This window comes from Occallatibacter sp., assembly GCF_049510455.1.
Lineage (GTDB): Bacteria > Acidobacteriota > Terriglobia > Terriglobales > Acidobacteriaceae > Telmatobacter.
Genome location: NZ_JBEKYX010000004.1, coordinates 1 through 16,053, shown reverse-complemented (window position 1 = coordinate 16,053; position 16,053 = coordinate 1). Strand labels below are relative to the sequence as shown.

Sequence of the window (16,053 nt, the reverse complement as noted above, 5' to 3'; positions counted from 1 at the left end):
TTCAAAGAGATCTGGGACCGTTAAGGCTAGGACTGGGTGCCCCACGTCCTCCTATTAGGAGGTGGGATGGAAGCGGTTAGGGCTACAATCTTCTTGTCATGTCACTCACTGCTACCGCCATTCTCGCCTCCCCCGCCTTCACTGAAAAACTCGACCAGCTAGCCGAAGTAGCCATCAAAGTAGGCCTCGGCCTCGCACCGGGCCAGGAGCTAGTCATGACCGCGCCGCTGGACGCAGTGCCGCTCGCCCGTAAAATCGCCGAGCACGCATACAAGGCCGGAGCCTCACTGGTCACCATCATCTATGCCGATGACGAAACCACACTCTTGCGTTACAAGTACGCTCACGACGCGGGCTTTGACAAAGCAGCTACATGGCTCTATGACGGCTTCGGCGCAGCCTTCCGCAGCGGAGCCGCGCGCCTGGCCATCACCGGCGCAAGCCCACTCCTGCTCTCGAATGAAGACCCCACCAAGGTAAGTCGCGCCAACCGCGCCGTCTCCATCGCCTACCGTCCCGCGCTCGATCTCATCACCCGCCACGAAATCAACTGGACCATCGTCGCCTCCGCCACGCCCGCATGGGCCGCAGCCATGTTCCCCAAGGACACGCCGGAAGATGCCCTAGCCAAACTCTGGGAAGCCATCTTTTCGACGACGCGCATCGGCGGCAGCGTTGATCCCGTCACCAACTGGAAAGCCCACGACGCCGGCCTTCACAAGCGCGCCGCATTCCTCAACGCAAAGCGCTACTCCGCACTCCAGTACACAGGCCCCGGCACCGATTTCCGCCTCGGCCTGGCCGACGATCACCTCTGGATGGGCGGCGGCACCACCGCCGGCAACGGCCTCTACTGCATCCCCAACATGCCCACGGAAGAAGTCTTCACCACGCCACACAAAGACCGCGCCGACGGCACAGTGACAGCATCAAAGCCGCTTTCGTATCAAGGCACCATGATCGAAGGCATTCAAGTAAAGTTTGAAGCAGGCCGCATCGTTGAAGCCCACGCCACCAAGGGCGAAGAAGTCCTCAACCAGCTCATCAGCACAGACGATGGCGCGCGCCGCCTAGGCGAAGTAGCTCTCGTGCCCCATTCCTCGCCCATCTCGCAGAGCGGCGTCACTTTGATGGCGACAAGCTCAGCGAAGAGGAACTCGCCGCCAAAGGCGCAAACAAGAGCCTGATTCACGTGGACTGGATGATCGGCTCAGGTGATCTAGACATCGACGGCATCACCGCATTAGGCGTACGCGAGCCGCTTATGCGCAAAGGCGAGTGGGTCTAAGTCTTCTGGCAAACCTTTGCCTTAGACGAGCACATTGCCAGATTTAGCGCGTGGATATTACACGTATGCATGGCCCATTGGCATAATCCGTTACACTCTGAAGCTCCTCAATCAGCTTGTTGATGGCTTTAGTCTGAGCCGCGATAAGTTGGGTCTGCGCATTAAGAATTTGAGATTGCATTTCAAGCTGAAATTTGCTTTCGATGAGTGTACCTGTAGCAGATCCGAGGAGGGTTAAAAGAATCTCCGCGCCTTCACCAGAAAGCGAAACTCCGCCATCTCTTCCACTGAGCTTCTTAATTTGCGGATGAAGCGACTCTTGAAACGACGTCACCTTAGCTTGCATGTCTTCTTCTCTCATTTGACTAAGTCTTCTCTCGCACATTCATTTAAGAATTGGAAATGGGTTGGTAATTCTCAGAAGAATGAACCGGCATCCCCTGCCGTCTCCTCACAGCCGATTAATCAACGTAGCAATACTAGCCGCGCCAAACCCATTATCGATATTCACCACGCAAACATTCGGCGAGCAGGTATTCAACATCCCCAGCAGCGCCGCCACGCCGCCAAACGAAGCTCCATAACCCACACTCGTAGGCACCGCAATCACCGGCGCATTCACCAGCCCGCCAACCACTGTCGGCAGCGCGCCTTCCATTCCCGCGCAAACAATCAACACCCGCGCCGACTGAAGCGATTCGCGTTGCGCCAGCAGCCGATGAATCCCCGCCACTCCAACATCCACGATCAGCTCGACAGTATTCCCCATCAGTCGCGCAGTAACAGCAGCTTCTTCCGCCACCGGCAAATCGCTAGTCCCCGCGCACACCACCGCCACAGTCCCCTTGCCGACAACCGCCGAAGCCTGCGAAAGCATAATGCACTTCGCCGTTTCGTGATACTCAGCTCTCGGCTCAGCCTCAGCCACAGCCTCAAAGCACGTCCGCGAAGCCCGCGTAGCCAAAACATTCCCACCCGCCGCCGCCATGCGCGCAAAAATCTTCGCCACCTGCGCATCGGTCTTGCCTGAAGCAAAAATCACCTCCGGCATCCCCGTCCGCAGAGCGCGATGATGATCGAGCTTCGCAAAGCCCATATCTTCAAATGGCAAATTCCTCAGCCGTTCCAGAGCCTCTGCAACCTCGGTCTTTCCCTCGCGCACCGCCGTCAGCAGTGCTTCCATCTGCGCGCCATCCATCACAGCACCTTCCGTTCGACGGCACATTGCACCGCATAGAGTTGCACCGCTTCCAGCATCACCAGTTTCAGCGGAACTCCATGCTCTTCGGCAATCTTCCGGCAATCCTCATATTCAGCCGATGCATTCGCGATCTCACCCGAACCAAGCCTTGCTACTTTGATGCGAACCACGCCCCATGGCGTTTGAACCTCAGAAAACTCGCGCCTCAGCGCCATCTTCGATTCAATCCGCCAATGCGCCCCGATCGTCGTCGTCTCTCGAAAGAGAAGCTCGCGCAGCTCCTCAAGCTTCTTCGGCGCGCACAACACCGTCACCTGCACACCTGTGCGCCCCTTCTTCATCTGCACCGGCACGCGATACACATCCCAAGCGCCCGCCGCCAGCAGTAACTCACTCACATAAGCCACCAACTGCGGCGTCGAATCATCAATTACAGTCTCCAGAATCGCAATTTTTTCTTCGTTCTCGTTTGCGTTCGCGTCTTCGCCAACAAGCACGCGCAAAACATTCGGCTCACCAGCCGTATCGCGCCCACCAGCCCCATAACCAGATGCCGAAACCCGCATCCGTGGCAGCGTCGCATACTCCACGCCAAGCATCTTCAGAATCGTCGCACCCGTTGGCGTCACCCGCTCCATCGCTGGTCCCGCCGCATACACCGGCGCATCGCCCAGCAGCTTCAGCGTGGCCGGAGCAGGCACCGGCAGCATTCCATGCGCACACTTCACCGTACCGCTGCCCACGTTCAAATCAGAAGCAACCCACTTATCCACTCCAAGCCACTTTGCGCCCGCAGCGGCGCACACAATATCGACAATCGTATCCACCGCACCCACTTCATGAAAGTGAACTTCTTCCACTGGCATCGAATGAATCGCCGCCTCTGCCTCGCCCAGCATCTCAAATCCGCGTATCGCCCATGCCTTCACACCCTCATCCAGCGCAGCACCCCGAATAATCCCGACAATCGCAGACAACGAACGATGCTCATGCGGGTGAGCATGCTCGTGGCTATGCGAATGCTCATGATCGTGTGAATGAGAATGTTCATGTGTATGCGCATGATCATTTTCATGCGAGTGAGCGTGCTCATGATCGTGCTCGTGCGGATGGTCATGATCATGCACATGCGAGTGTAAGTGCGAATCTTCATGACTGTGCAAGTGCACATGCGAATGCGTATGCGCATGCCCGGAATCAGTCCCTTGGTCCCTCAGTCCCTCAGTCCCTGTTTCCTGCTCATGCAAATGAGCAGGAACAAGAACATCTACCTTCGTCGCCGTAATCCCCGCGCGCATCACCGCGCGCGCTTCCAGCCGCGCGCCCACGTTCAGCGCAGCCGTCACCTCAGCCAGATGGCTCAACGGCACGCCCGCATCCACCAGCGCGCCCAGAAACATATCTCCGCTAATGCCGGAGAAGCATTCCAAATATCCAATTCGCATCGAAGGAAATTCTACAGAAGAAGCCCTGGTCGGCGTTTCAGGCTCCGCGCCGCAGCAGCACATCCGCCGGCAGAATCGCGTTCATCGATCCCGAGCGAAACCCGGCAGCATCGAGAGTCACATACTGAAAGCCAATCGCCTTCAGTTCCGCCGTAATGCGGTCCAGCACGCCCATATCCAGCGCCCGCGGCATCTCTGTCCGCGCAATCTCCACCCGTGCCAGCGGCCCATGGTGACGCACGCGAAACTCGCGGAAGCCAAGCTCACGCATCGCCTCTTCGCCGCGCTCCACCTGCTCCAGAACCTCGCGTGTCACAGGGCGCCCATACTCCACCCGTGAAGACAAACAAGGTGCCGCAGGCCGATCCCAAAGCGTATAACCAGCCGCCTTGGCAAACGTCCTCACGTCCAACTTGCTCAAACCAGCATCCGCCAGCGGAGCCAGCACAGCATGCTCTTCCGCAGCGCGCTGCCCCGGCCGAAAGTCCCTCGCATCATCCGTATTCATGCCGTAGGCTATTTGCGTAAAGCCAAGCTCGCGCCCCAATGCCGCCATGCCTGCAAATAGCTCCGTCTTGCAGTGAAAGCAACGGTTCGCGTCATTACGTTGATATTCAACATTTTCAAGTTCTTCCGTCTGAATAATCTTCAGCGGCATCCCTATCGTCTGAGCAAATGCAACAGCCTGCTCCAGGTCGCGCCGCGCCAGGCTCGGCGAATCGGCCAGCACGGCAATCATGCGCTCGCCAAGAATCCTGTGCGCCGTCGCCGCGAGAAATGCCGAATCCACGCCGCCGGAATAGGCCACCATTACGGAGCCCCGGTCGCGGAGCTGAGCTTCCAGCACACGCAGTTTGTCAGCCGCAGCCGGCTCGGAAATTCGCTCCTGCATCGTCTCCGCCATGCGCTGAATTATACCGCCCCAAGATTTACGCCACATCTTGCGGCTGCTTGTGAAACTGGTCCTAGAAACTCACCCGCCGGCTCGGATACCACGTCAGCTGAACACTGGTATTGGTCACAGTCTGCTTATTCTGCAGATAAATCGGCGCAAGGTAGTGTTCTGCCGTAAAGTTTCCATTGATCTCGAAATCCTTGCCGACTCGCTTCACCGCCTGGAATCCAACATCATCCAGCGTCGTTCCATACTGCGTCCCGTTCGGAATCGCAATAAAGTCCTTGGAAACCTTCTGCCGCCGGTAATTCAACTGCAGCCACTCATTGCCGCTCAGATGGTAGGTTAGCCATGCCTGTCCGCCCTTGCCCTCACGACCGATCCAGTCGCCAAAAATCTGTCCCTGGTTGGTATAGCCCTGCCGCTGGACCGTTTCATAGTACATAAACCTGCCGAACTGGCTGCTGCCTACAGGCGGATCCGTGTACACGCCCTCAGTGCGAAGATCCAGACGCGGCGCACCCGGTAAATGCGAGAGATATAATCCCGACCGCCACGCCGCGCGCCGTGGCGCATCAATCGGCGACACATCGTCATGCACTTCTCCGTCCGCATACAGCGTCAGCCAGTTCCGCATCCAGGGCAGGCGATAGGAAAAGTCGAATTGGCCAAAGCGCGCGCCTGGATCGTCGCGGCCATCCTTCTCCGCAGCTGGCACATTTTGAAAGCTGAAGAAGCTCTTCAGAAAGCTGTGAATTGTGATTGGCACATGGCCTTGGCCGCCCCAGATCACTGTTCGCGCAAAGCCGAATTCCAGGTTTTCTGTCGGCCGCATGCTGACCTTCTCCACATGCATCCACGGATCACCAGGCGCGGTGACGTTTGCCTGGGCCCCCAGATTTCCCATGAAATCTACGTTCGGAATGTATGTGTGCCCCCGCAGCGCGCCCACCAGAAACTCATAGCGGAATGGCCCTGTCAGCCGCGAAAGCAGTGGAACATGCAGCGGCTCCACGCGGTTGAGCTGGAGCCCATAAATATTCTCCGCATTATTCGAGTAGGCAAAGGAGCCGCCCTGCGCCGGACCCAGCCACTGGTCGTGCTTCCCGAAGGAGATCTCGTGATTCCACACATTCGCGGAGATCACAGCCTCCTGGATGCGCCCACGGGATATGTAATTAATCTCCCCCATTGGAATCGTGGCCTGGTTGTAGTACACATTGCCCGTGTTTTGGCCGTATGTTCCATCGATTGACGCCAGTATCTCCGCCAGAGAGGTCGAATATCCAGGCGCTGACGGCGCCTCCTCAAACTCTCCGCGCACATACAGTGAAAAACGTCCAGCAGTCGCGTATCCGCTCATTCCGATGTAGCTATTGAAGCCCGCTTCATACGGACGGCCATAATCGTTAATGATGCTCGATCCCAGGTGGTAGCTGTCACGCAGTGGCGTCCCCGTTATGCCGCGCAGCGTCGTATAGACTGACTCGATCCGCGCCTGCCCCTTCAACGCACTGCAAGGGCCCGCAATGTCATACCGCATCTCATGCAGCAGCGCGTCATAAATCTCCTGCGCCTGGTCGCCCTCTGGCGTGCCGTCTGCGTCGTCAATGCGATCCGCCGCACTCTCCAGCATGCGAGCAATGCTGGTGCGCGTCCAGGGCCGCATTCCCAGGTATACAGCGTCCACGTATCCCAGGGAATAAAGCCGATAGATGGCCGGATAAACCCAACTGTCCACCGGTATGTAGGGAGACCCCATTCCGGAGACCTGGCACTGGGCTGCGGGAACAGCCTGGCCGTCTAGACCTGCTCTGGGTGCCTGCCCCGCTGCCATCAGGCCCGCCGCGGTTCCGAAAAAAATAGCTGCAATTGTAACGATCATACGCAGCCTCTTGGCCACGGCAGGTCTCGTTTTCATATTCCTCACTCTACCATTCAAAGCGCGGCTGTCTTATGCCGCAAAGACATAGATATACGTATCTCGTAAGCCTGTAATCTGCGGCCCCGGTTACGCTGGCTACAGCGCAATGAGACTTAGACGCGGCGAAAAATTCACAGATACCCTATAATCCAAGAAGCCGGTATAAAAGCTCCGCTCCCATCATTTCATACCGTTAGATTGATTACCATCCCGCCGCGCTCCCGCGAGCAAAGATAGGAGAACCCTCTATATGTCGACACCAGTGTCGATTTGCGTGATCGGCTCCGGGTATGTAGGACTCGTTGCCGCAGTTTGCTTTGCCGAAATGGGGCACCAGGTCATCTGCGTGGACAACGATAAGGCCAAGGTTGAGACCCTGCGCTCCGGCGGCGTGCCCATTTACGAAGAGCACCTGCCTGAACTGCTCGGTAAGCACCTGGGGCGCGGTGTCGAATTCACAACCGACCTCTCCGGCGCGGTTGAGAAGTGTGAAGCCATCTTTATCGCCGTCGGCACGCCGCAGGGAGATACCGGCGCAGCCGATCTCTCCTATGTCGAAGCGGTAGTCTCTGAAATTGCCCGCTCCATTACCGACTACAAGGTGATCGTTGAAAAGAGCACCGTGCCGGTCTACACCAATGAGTGGGTGCGCCGCGTGCTCAACCGTCACGGCGTCGATGCCGCCCATTTCGATGTCGTCTCGAACCCCGAGTTCCTGCGTGAAGGCACCGCCATCATCGACTTCCTGCATCCGGATCGCATCGTTGTCGGTGCGGGTACGGAGCGCTCAGCGCAGCTTCTGCAGCGCATCTATGCTCCTCTCACCAGCGGCACCTACTACGATCGGTCTGGCGCGCTTGCCGGCGTCTGCTCGGCCGCGCATCCTGCCCGCATCCTCGTTACCTCGGCGCAAAGCGCGGAGATCATCAAGCACGCTTCCAACGCATTTCTCGCGCTCAAGATCTCCTTCATCAACGCCGTCGCCAACCTCGCTGAGACCGTCGATGCCGATATTGAAGATATTGCCGCCGGCATCGGCCTTGACAGCCGCATCGGCCCCAAGTTCCTTCGCGCCGGCCTTGGCTATGGCGGTTCCTGCTTCCCCAAGGACGTTGCTGCCTTCCACTATGTCGCGCAGCAGCAGGGCCTCAACTTCCAGCTCCTTGAAGAGGTGCGCCGCATCAACGACGCGCAGCGCGACGTCTTCTTCAACAAGGTCCGCTCCTCTCTCTGGACTCTCCGTGGTAAGCGCATCGCAGCCCTCGGCCTGGCCTTCAAGGGCGATACCGACGACATCCGTGAGTCTCCTGCCATCGACACCATCAAGCGTCTCGTCGAAGCCGGCGCAACCGTCGTCGCCCACGATCCTGCGGCCATTGATCGCGCCAAGGCCGTCCTGCCGGTTTCAGACAAGCTCATTTATTCGAGCGACCTCTATGAAACCGCGCAGAACGCTGACGCCTTGCTCATCCTCACGGATTGGAAGGAATACTCCAAACTCGACCTGCCGCGCCTCAACCGCGCACTGCGCTTCCCCATCATCATTGACGGCCGCAACCTCTACAAGCCGGAAGAGATGTCCGATCACGGCTTTACTTACGTCAGCATCGGCCGTCCGGCCACATATAACGCACAGCAGGGCAAGCCGAAGAAGCTAGTGCTTTAGTCGCTGTACGCTTCATTCTTCACCCGTGCGGATGGATAACAGCTCTCCATCTGCACGGGTTTGTTATTTGTAGGCCCATCACGTCGCTAAAAATATGTAGAATCTCTCCCTGTATGCAAAACCCTGCATCTCATGCAATGGGAGAAGGTTATGAAGACAACTGGTCGTTTGTTCATCGCGGCCGTGGCTCTGCTTACCGGCGGTCTGTGGACCCTGCTGAATTACTGTAACGGCAACACCAGCTTTAACTTCGGCTGGCCGACGGATGGTTCAAAGCTCAGCGTCAACATCACCACTGTCGGTACAGCGGTGTGGGTTGGCCTTCCGCTCATTCTGGTCGGAGTGATCGTGCTCGCCATCGCATTCGTTGCGGCGATCGTGATTCAGTTCATGCCGACGCACAGATACGAATATGAAGAATCCGAATCCGGTCGTCTGATTCCGCTCGACGAATAGCCGCGCGTTACGGCAACTCAAGCGCATGCGTAATCGCCTGCGCTTGAGTTGCCGGAGTGTATATGCTCGTATCCACCGTAATTTTCGGTGTGGGCATCACCAGCGCTTCAAAACTCCCCGCCGCATGTAGTTCCTCAAACAGTTCCACTGATGCCAGCTTGCCGTACTCGCGCCGAGATCGCTCCGCAATCCGCCGCATCGCCGCTATTTCTTTCTGTCGGCAGCGCTCACCTTATCCGGCTGCAGATACTTGTCCCACCACCCCAGCCACCGCTCGTACCGGTCCTTGATAAAGCTCGGCTTCGTAAATCCGTGAAACTGTCCCGGATACACCACCAGCTCCGCCGGCACTCCCAATGACTTCAGCGTTTGGTACATCTGCTCACCGCCCAGCAGCGGCACATTCATGTCGCTCGTGCCGCCCATAAACATCGTCGGCGTATGAATCCGCTTGCCCGCTTCCAGAAACGGATAGCTGATCTTCTCGTAAGCCTTCAGGTTCTCCCACGGCTTACCAATCTCGTTGTCGTACTGCAGAATGTACTGATCCACGCCATAGAATGAGAGCGCAAACGCCGTCCCCGCTCCGCTGATCGCACACTGGAATCGCGTATCGCTGGCAATCATGTAATCCGTCAAAATGCCGCCATAGCTCCACCCCGTCACGCACATCTTCTTCGGGTCCGCCACTCCCAGCGCAATCGCCTTATCCACGCCGGCCTTTATATCCAGCACTTCCTTGTTGCCCCAGTCGGCCGCAATCGCCGCCGAGTAAGCAGCCCCGCGCCCGCTCGATCCACGGTAATTCACATTCAGCTCGGCATATCCCTTCGCCGCCGCCCACTGCCGCTCAAAATCAAAGCCGTGCGCATCCTGCCCATTCGGCCCGCCATGGATAAACAAAATCATAGGGACCGCCGTACCAGCCTTCCAATCAGCCGGCTTCGTCAGCAGTCCATGCGCGTCGTTTCCGTCGCTCGCTTTAAACTCGATATCTTCTGTCGCAACTAAATTCAGCTCCGCCATCAGCGCATCGTTATTGTGGGTCAGCCTGCGCAGCGCGCCATTTTCAAACGCATATAGCTCCGCCGGAGTCGCATCATCGGAGTACGACACCACCGTGTGCCCCGCAGCCGACTCCCACCCCATCACCACGCCTTTGGCGGCGAATTCCGGATTCAGCAGCTTCTTCGCGCCCAGACCATCCAGCTCCACCTGCGCCGGATACTCATAGCGGTCATCACTCACCAGGTAACTTAGCGTCCCATCGGGCGCAAATCGCGGTGCGCTCACCGAACGGTCCAGCTTCGTCGCCGGATAGCTCACCTTTCCATCCAGCGTCACCACCGCCGGCTTCGCCTGCGAGTACTCGAGCAGCTTCAGCTCCGCGCCTTCCGAAAACGCAATCAGCTTCGAATCCGGGCTCCAAGCCAGCCGTCCGCCATCAGGCCCCTTCCAATCGGTCAGCTTCTTTGCCGCCGAACCCGCCTTCGGCGCCACCACAAACACATCCGTATTGTTGCTGCGATCCGGGTCGGCATCATGGTTGCTCACATACGTAATCCACGCGCCATCCGGCGAAAACACCGCGCCTTCCTCATTCACATTCTTGTCCGTGGTCAGCTTCTCAGCCTTCTTCGTCGTCAAATCCCAGAGATACAGCGCGTCCCACTGGTCGTTGTGGATGTACCCTTCCACATCTTCCTTAAAGTGGTAGCGGTCAATCACAATCGGCTGCGGCTTTGCAGGCTTACCCTCTTCCGCATCCGGCTCGCTCTTGGGATGCAGCGTCAGCAGCAGCTTCTTCCCATCCGGAGCCCACAGATACCCGGAAATCTCCATGTCTTTCCCATCGACACTCTTCACATCCGTCAGTTGCTGCGGCTCGCCGCCACGGCGGTCCATCACCCAAACCTGGCTGCCCTTCGCCGAACTCGATGTAGGCCCGGGCCGCGAAGACAAAAAGCTGATGTACTTTCCATCCGGCGAAAACTTCGCCCCGCCCGCACCCTCCTTGCCGTATGTCAACTGCACCCGCTCCGAACCATCCCACTTCACCATCCACAGGTGGCTGTCGTTCTTGTCTTCCTTAAAGTCCGTCTTGCTCACGGAGTAGAGAACCCACTCCCCATCCGGAGACAACGCAGGCCCGCCCACGCGCTCCAGCTTCCCCAGGTCGTCCAGCGTAATCGCCCGCTTCTTCGGCGCATCTTGAGCAAAGGAAACAGCAGCCGCACACACAATCGCATAAACAAGAGATTTTTTGATGAGTAAGAGCATGGCCAGAAGATTATCATTGACCCGCATAAAAGCGCATAAAAATGCTGTTTGGGAAGTCATTTCGTGTCGAAGCCCGATTGCCGGACGATGAAGCGTCTATGCGAATCATTGCGGTAGGTGAGTTCAGGAAGAAATGGCTCGAAGTATTTCGCGAGATTGCATTGACGGGCCAGCCAGTAATGATTACTCGGAATGGAATCCCTTATATCGAGCTTGCATCAGTAGGCGCCAAGTCGCAGGCGCATTTCCTATCGGGTGAAATTCCAGAAATATGCGTCCGAACCCCATGCCCGTCCACAGTGATCTCATGCAAGAAATAAGATCAACGCAGCTTGTTCCGCACCTCAGGCCGAATCAAATATAGAAAGAACACCAGGTTCAGAAGCCCTTGCACAGCCGCGGGAACTTGATGCTGCTGCGAAAACACCCAGAAGTTGTAACCCATCAGCAGAAACACCGCGGCCAGCGCCAGCACCCACGCCCATCGAAACCTCACAATCAGCCCGCCGCTCGCGGCAATAAACGCCGCCGAAAAAATCAAAAAGCCCCACGGATAATGCCCGCCGCCCACCACGCCCGCCACGATAGTTCCAGCAATCAGCAGCAGGTACAGCGCAATCGCCGCCACGCCCGGCATCGGCAGTTCGCGCTTCTGGTCTCGATTTTGGGGTGTCTCTGTCATAGCGTGCGTAAATAAGCCAGCAGGTCGCCCAGCTCGCCATCGCTCAACGATGTCGAAGGCATCATCCCACGTCCATGCAAAATCGTTGCGCTCAGCCGCTCATCCGTTGGTGGCGCGCCGCTCGGCATCGCCTTCACCTTCGTAATCGCCTGCAAACCCGGCCCCTGCTTGGCCCATGTCGAAGTGGGATAGTGGCATCGTATGCAGTTTTCCTGAAAAATCTCTGCTCCATGCGCCTCGCTCGCCGTCCACTCGGATGCCGGCTTCGACGGAGGCAAATCATGGCATCCCGCCGCAAGCAGTCCCGCAGCAAAAGCGACCCCAGCAGCAATCAATCTCAAGCGCATTCTCTCTCGATGATACAAGCGGAAACTGCCACGAAATGGCCCATCCCGAATGTTGTGGCTGAACACACAAAACGCAATCACAATTCCTTCGACTCGTTTCACGCACTGAGGATTCCGTTGGCGAGCCGCGCCATGCGGCGTGCCGCACGAACTCGAGGAGCTTGGTGAGAAGAGCCGCTCCGATACCTGTGGCGACGCCGGTGAGGACGACGGCAAACCAAAAGCGGAGCGCGCGGATGATGAAGGGTAGAAGGTATCCGTGCGCTTTCCGGGAGTTCTGAGGTCTGGGGCGAGCTCATATCGAACGATCCTCTATCATCCGCCGTCCCACCCTAGTGCAGGCCGGCCATGACAAGCATGCGCGGTTCGGTCATCTCTTCGATGGCGTAGCGGAGACCCTCGCGGCCGAGGCCGGAGTCTTTGACGCCGCCGTACGGCATGGGATCGAGCCGCCAGGTGGGTGTGTCGCCGACGATGAGCGCGCCGACTTCGAGCTCGCGGTAGGCGGTGAGGATGCGTCCGGCATCGCGGGTGAGCAAGCCGGCCTGGAGGCCGTACTTGGAATGATTCACTTCGGCGAGCGCGTCCTCGAAGTCATCATACGGCTCAATGGCCAGCACCGGGCCGAAGGCCTCCTCATCGCGAAGCTTCATGCCCGGTTTAGTGCCGGTGAGGATTGCCGGGGTAATCATGGAGCCTGTGCGCTGGCCTCCTTCGAGCAGTTTTGCGCCGCCGGCAACGGCCTCCTGAATCCAGCTTTCGATGCGCTCAGCGTCCGCGAGGCGGATGATGGGGCCCACGTCGGTTTTTTCATCGAGTGGATCGCCTGAGACAAGCTTTTTTGCCGCATCGACGACCTTCCAGAGAAAGGTCTGGAAGACGGAGCGCTGCACGTAAACGCGCTGCACACTGATGCAGGACTGGCCGGCGTAGGAGAAGGCAGCAGTTGCGGTGCGCTGGGCTGCGTCTTCGAGATCGGGCCAGTCATTGTGCACGATGAGCGCTGAATTGCCGCCGAGCTCCAGGAGCACCTTCTTGCGCCCGGAGTGCGCCTTGAGATCCCAGCCTACTTTTGCCGAGCCGGTGAAGCTGATGAGCTTGATGCGGTCTTCCTTTTCGGCAAGCCATGCGGTGTCGGTGTTTGAGAGCGGGAGGACGGCGAGAGCTTCTTCAGGCCAGCCGGCTTTGAGGATGATTTCGCCCAGTGCGAGCGCGGTAAAGGGCGTTTGCGGCGCGGGCTTGAGGATGAGCGGGCAGCCGGAGGCGAGCGCCGGAGCAGCCTTGTGCGCTACGAGGTTGAGCGGAAAATTAAACGGCGTGATGGCCAGCACCGGGCCCACGGGAAAACGCTGCACAAGGCCCCAGCGGCCTTCATTGCCTTCGGTGAGGTCGAGAGGGATGGTCTCGCCGCCCATGCGCGTGGCTTCTTCCGAGGCGGTCTTGAAGGTGAGTATGGAGCGGTCGACTTCGATACGCGCCTGGCGGATGGGCTTGCCGGCTTCAGAGGCGATGAGCTGGGCGAAGCGCTCCTTCTGCTCAATGAGCGAGGCGGCCACGTCTTCGAGAATTTCGCGGCGCTTCCAGCGGGGCAGGGCGCGGGTGCGGCGCATGGAGGCAACTGCATGTTGCACGGCCTGGCGCGCATCGGCACGGGTGGCCAGGGTGGCGCGACCTACCAGGCCCTGATCCCACGGCGAACGCACTTCAAGAGCTTCGCCATCACTCCATTCCTTGCCGCAGAGCAAAAAACCGGTCTGAGCGCCAGGTCGCATCTTCATGTGAGGTGTCCTCGGATGGAGGATAACGGCTGGCACCCTGAGAGGGAAAGCAGACTATATTACCTCATTGCGAGTGGACATGCCCCAGGCCCAGTTTTTCTGCACATAGTAGCCACCGGCATTCAGCATTCCCGCGTAGGTGCGGAACTCCGCCATATTTTCGAGTGTGGTTACCGTATCGTAGCGCGCAAGGCGAAGTTGTACCGGCTGAAAGGAAGTGATCGGAAAGCCTTCGCCCAGTTCCATATCGCGCGACTGAATACCACCGAAGATCACATTCCGGTGCGACTCCGCATTGTGATGCACGCGCCGGAATGGCCCTGTCTGCCCCATGGCCGCATTGAGCTCGTTGATGCAGCGCAGAATGCGAGCTGAAATGTTACCCATGTCGCCGTGCTCGCGGCCCCTGCCGGGCGGCGTGTTGGCGGCGTTTGGGAGATCAGGCGCCTTTCCATAGCCTGCCGCGGTAAAGCCTGTCGCGCCAAAGGTCTTTGCCTTGGGGTTAGGTCCAGCGGTCATCTGCGTGGGCAGGCCGGTATTGAGGCGCATGTCCAGCACGGCGTCCAGATTGACGCCCGCTTTGAAGGCTGCGCCCGGTTCCACGCCGCCCTGCCGGCCAAAGTTCAGTCCGGGCTTGGTGATGTCCTTCAGCGATCGCTCGCCGTAGTTGGACCAGGCGGGGCATACGGACATCAGATCGTAGTCGCCGGTCATGGGCCTGTTGTTTGCGCCGACTTCGGAGCTGGTCATCACTTCAAGAGGTGTGGGCTTCTCGTATGCCAGCCCTTTCAGTGGCAAGTACTTCGGGTATACGGAGATCCTGTAAAAGCCGGCTGCGTCGTAGGCTGCGCGGAAGGCAAATTTCGCCCGGTCGGAGCTGCGCAAAGCTACGAGATAGTAGTCCGGGCTGTTCTCTACCTGCTGCATCTCAGTCAGCGCGGTGCGGCCATTGGAGACCGTGCTGCGCTGAATCTGCAATTCCGCCAATGTGAGGCACAGTTGCGTCTTTTGCGCATATTTGTGCTTTAGCCCGTCGTCGTTATAGGCCGTGCCGACCTTCTCCTTCTCTGCGTTGCCGCCCACTTTGCTGTACTTGCCCAGATAGGGTACAAAGCCGGCCATCGGGCCCCAGTCGGAGCTTTTACCTTTTACATGGAAGTTCTTTGTGGGGTAATTCTTCTCAAGCCAGCGCAGGGACCACGGCCCGGTGGAGCGGAAGATGATGACCTCATTTAACCGCGTGGCCACCTGGCAGCAGGCTTGCATGTCTTGCAGCGTCATGCCGTTTTCCGCTTGCATGAACGAGTTTTGAATTCCGATGACCACGGATACTCCTTATAGAACTGGATTTGTCGGGGAAGTCCATTCTAAGCACGCGGGATGGGGCAGGCTACCAAGTTCACTCCCGCTGGGAGGAATTTGCCGGGCTATTGCGATTTGAATGGCATGATCCGGTAGGTGACGCCGATGTTGATGCCGTTGGGGCGCAGAGGATGATTCGGCTCGTTGGTAAAGCCGGGTGCGTTGTGCCAGATCTGGTACTCGTACTCCGCGTGTACGTGGAGCCGCTCCAAGATGCGGAGGTTGACGCCGCCGCTGGGAGCCAGCGTGAAATAGCTGTCAGTACCGATGGAATAGGGATAGTGAATGGTGCCATCGCCTACGAGGAACTTACCGTATGGCTCGATGCCGTGATAGCGGACGATGTAGTAACGAGGACCGATGAGGAGTGTGCGCTCGGATGTCTGGGCATAGCTGTTCAAAGAAAGCCAGCGCGCGGTGCCGTCGAAATCCCAGTGAAATCCCCAGCGGTAGTCGGCAGTGAGGCCGCCGCCGTAGACGCGCTGACCGTATTGATAGGGAAAGGAGGGTGCGTAGCCGCTGAATTCGCCGCCAGCCCAGAGGCCGTTGTGGTTCATATAGCCGGCATAGGCGGCCTGCGCGTGGAGAGAGCCGGTAGAGAGGGCGGCGCAGGCCAACAGCACGAGGCAAACGCTCAGCCGCCGCAGCATCTTTCCGGGTTGATTTAAACGTAGTTGCATTCCCTGGTCCCAATTGGTTAGAAGAGCGATTTCACTACGAGCTTGATTG

Annotated in this window: 14 protein-coding genes and 1 pseudogene; 3 read left to right on the top strand and 12 right to left on the bottom strand. The window is 58.3% G+C overall.

Annotation, left to right across the window (positions count from 1 at the left end; genetic code table 11):
- Positions 1-98: 98 nt before the first annotated feature.
- Positions 99-1,288, top strand: a pseudogene (locus ABSG47_RS01250) (aminopeptidase).
- A 43-nt stretch (positions 1,289-1,331) separates the two neighbouring features.
- Here ABSG47_RS01250 and ABSG47_RS01245 read toward each other — a convergent pair.
- The 5 genes from ABSG47_RS01245 to ABSG47_RS01225 form a co-directional block, all read right to left on the bottom strand.
- Complete coding sequence (locus ABSG47_RS01245; protein ID WP_424165330.1) at positions 1,332-1,649, bottom strand: hypothetical protein; 318 nt, start codon at positions 1,647-1,649, stop codon at positions 1,332-1,334.
- 90 nt (positions 1,650-1,739) lie between these two features.
- The gene (larB, locus tag ABSG47_RS01240; RefSeq protein ID WP_424165327.1) at positions 1,740-2,513 is read right to left on the bottom strand and encodes a nickel pincer cofactor biosynthesis protein LarB; all 774 of its coding nucleotides are present in this window, start codon (positions 2,511-2,513) and stop codon (positions 1,740-1,742) included.
- Positions 2,486-3,934, bottom strand: a complete 1,449-nt coding sequence (larC, locus tag ABSG47_RS01235) for a nickel pincer cofactor biosynthesis protein LarC (protein WP_424165324.1) — start codon at positions 3,932-3,934, stop codon at positions 2,486-2,488. The genes larB and larC overlap by 28 nt, the downstream gene beginning before the upstream one ends.
- Positions 3,935-3,971: 37 nt before the next feature.
- A complete protein-coding gene (gene larE, locus ABSG47_RS01230; RefSeq protein WP_424165321.1) occupies positions 3,972-4,874 on the bottom strand; it encodes an ATP-dependent sacrificial sulfur transferase LarE in 903 nt (300 codons plus the stop codon).
- Positions 4,875-4,899: 25 nt separating this feature from the next.
- Positions 4,900-6,714: a capsule assembly Wzi family protein gene (locus tag ABSG47_RS01225; RefSeq protein ID WP_424165318.1), complete on the bottom strand. Its 1,815-nt coding sequence runs from the start codon at positions 6,712-6,714 to the stop codon at positions 4,900-4,902.
- 289 nt (positions 6,715-7,003) lie between these two features.
- Between ABSG47_RS01225 and ABSG47_RS01220 the strand changes: the two genes are divergently transcribed.
- Entirely contained in the window at positions 7,004-8,419 is a 1,416-nt protein-coding gene (locus tag ABSG47_RS01220) for a UDP-glucose dehydrogenase family protein (RefSeq protein WP_424165316.1), read from the top strand.
- A gap of 150 nt (positions 8,420-8,569) precedes the next feature.
- Complete coding sequence (locus tag ABSG47_RS01215) at positions 8,570-8,875, top strand: hypothetical protein (RefSeq protein ID WP_424165313.1); 306 nt, start codon at positions 8,570-8,572, stop codon at positions 8,873-8,875.
- 7 nt (positions 8,876-8,882) lie between these two features.
- On the opposite strand, the gene ABSG47_RS01210 is transcribed toward ABSG47_RS01215, so the two are convergent.
- The 7 genes from ABSG47_RS01210 to ABSG47_RS01180 form a co-directional block, all read right to left on the bottom strand.
- Entirely contained in the window at positions 8,883-9,074 is a 192-nt protein-coding gene (locus ABSG47_RS01210; RefSeq protein WP_424165310.1) for a hypothetical protein, read from the bottom strand.
- Positions 9,075-9,079: 5 nt separating this feature from the next.
- The gene (locus ABSG47_RS01205) at positions 9,080-11,155 is read right to left on the bottom strand and encodes a S9 family peptidase (RefSeq protein ID WP_424165307.1); all 2,076 of its coding nucleotides are present in this window, start codon (positions 11,153-11,155) and stop codon (positions 9,080-9,082) included.
- 322 nt (positions 11,156-11,477) lie between these two features.
- On the bottom strand, positions 11,478-11,837 hold the full coding sequence (locus ABSG47_RS01200) for a hypothetical protein (RefSeq protein ID WP_424165304.1): 360 nt from the start codon (positions 11,835-11,837) through the stop codon (positions 11,478-11,480).
- Positions 11,834-12,184, bottom strand: a complete 351-nt coding sequence (locus ABSG47_RS01195; RefSeq protein WP_424165301.1) for a c-type cytochrome — start codon at positions 12,182-12,184, stop codon at positions 11,834-11,836. Before ABSG47_RS01195 ends, ABSG47_RS01200 begins: the two co-directional genes overlap by 4 nt.
- 332 nt (positions 12,185-12,516) lie before the next feature.
- Positions 12,517-13,962, bottom strand: a complete 1,446-nt coding sequence (locus tag ABSG47_RS01190; RefSeq protein WP_424165299.1) for an aldehyde dehydrogenase family protein — start codon at positions 13,960-13,962, stop codon at positions 12,517-12,519.
- A gap of 54 nt (positions 13,963-14,016) precedes the next feature.
- A complete protein-coding gene (locus tag ABSG47_RS01185; RefSeq protein ID WP_424165297.1) occupies positions 14,017-15,243 on the bottom strand; it encodes an anthrax toxin-like adenylyl cyclase domain-containing protein in 1,227 nt (408 codons plus the stop codon).
- Positions 15,244-15,389: 146 nt separating this feature from the next.
- Positions 15,390-16,053: outer membrane beta-barrel protein (locus ABSG47_RS01180; protein ID WP_424165295.1), on the bottom strand; the 664-nt coding region annotated here is incomplete at its 5' end.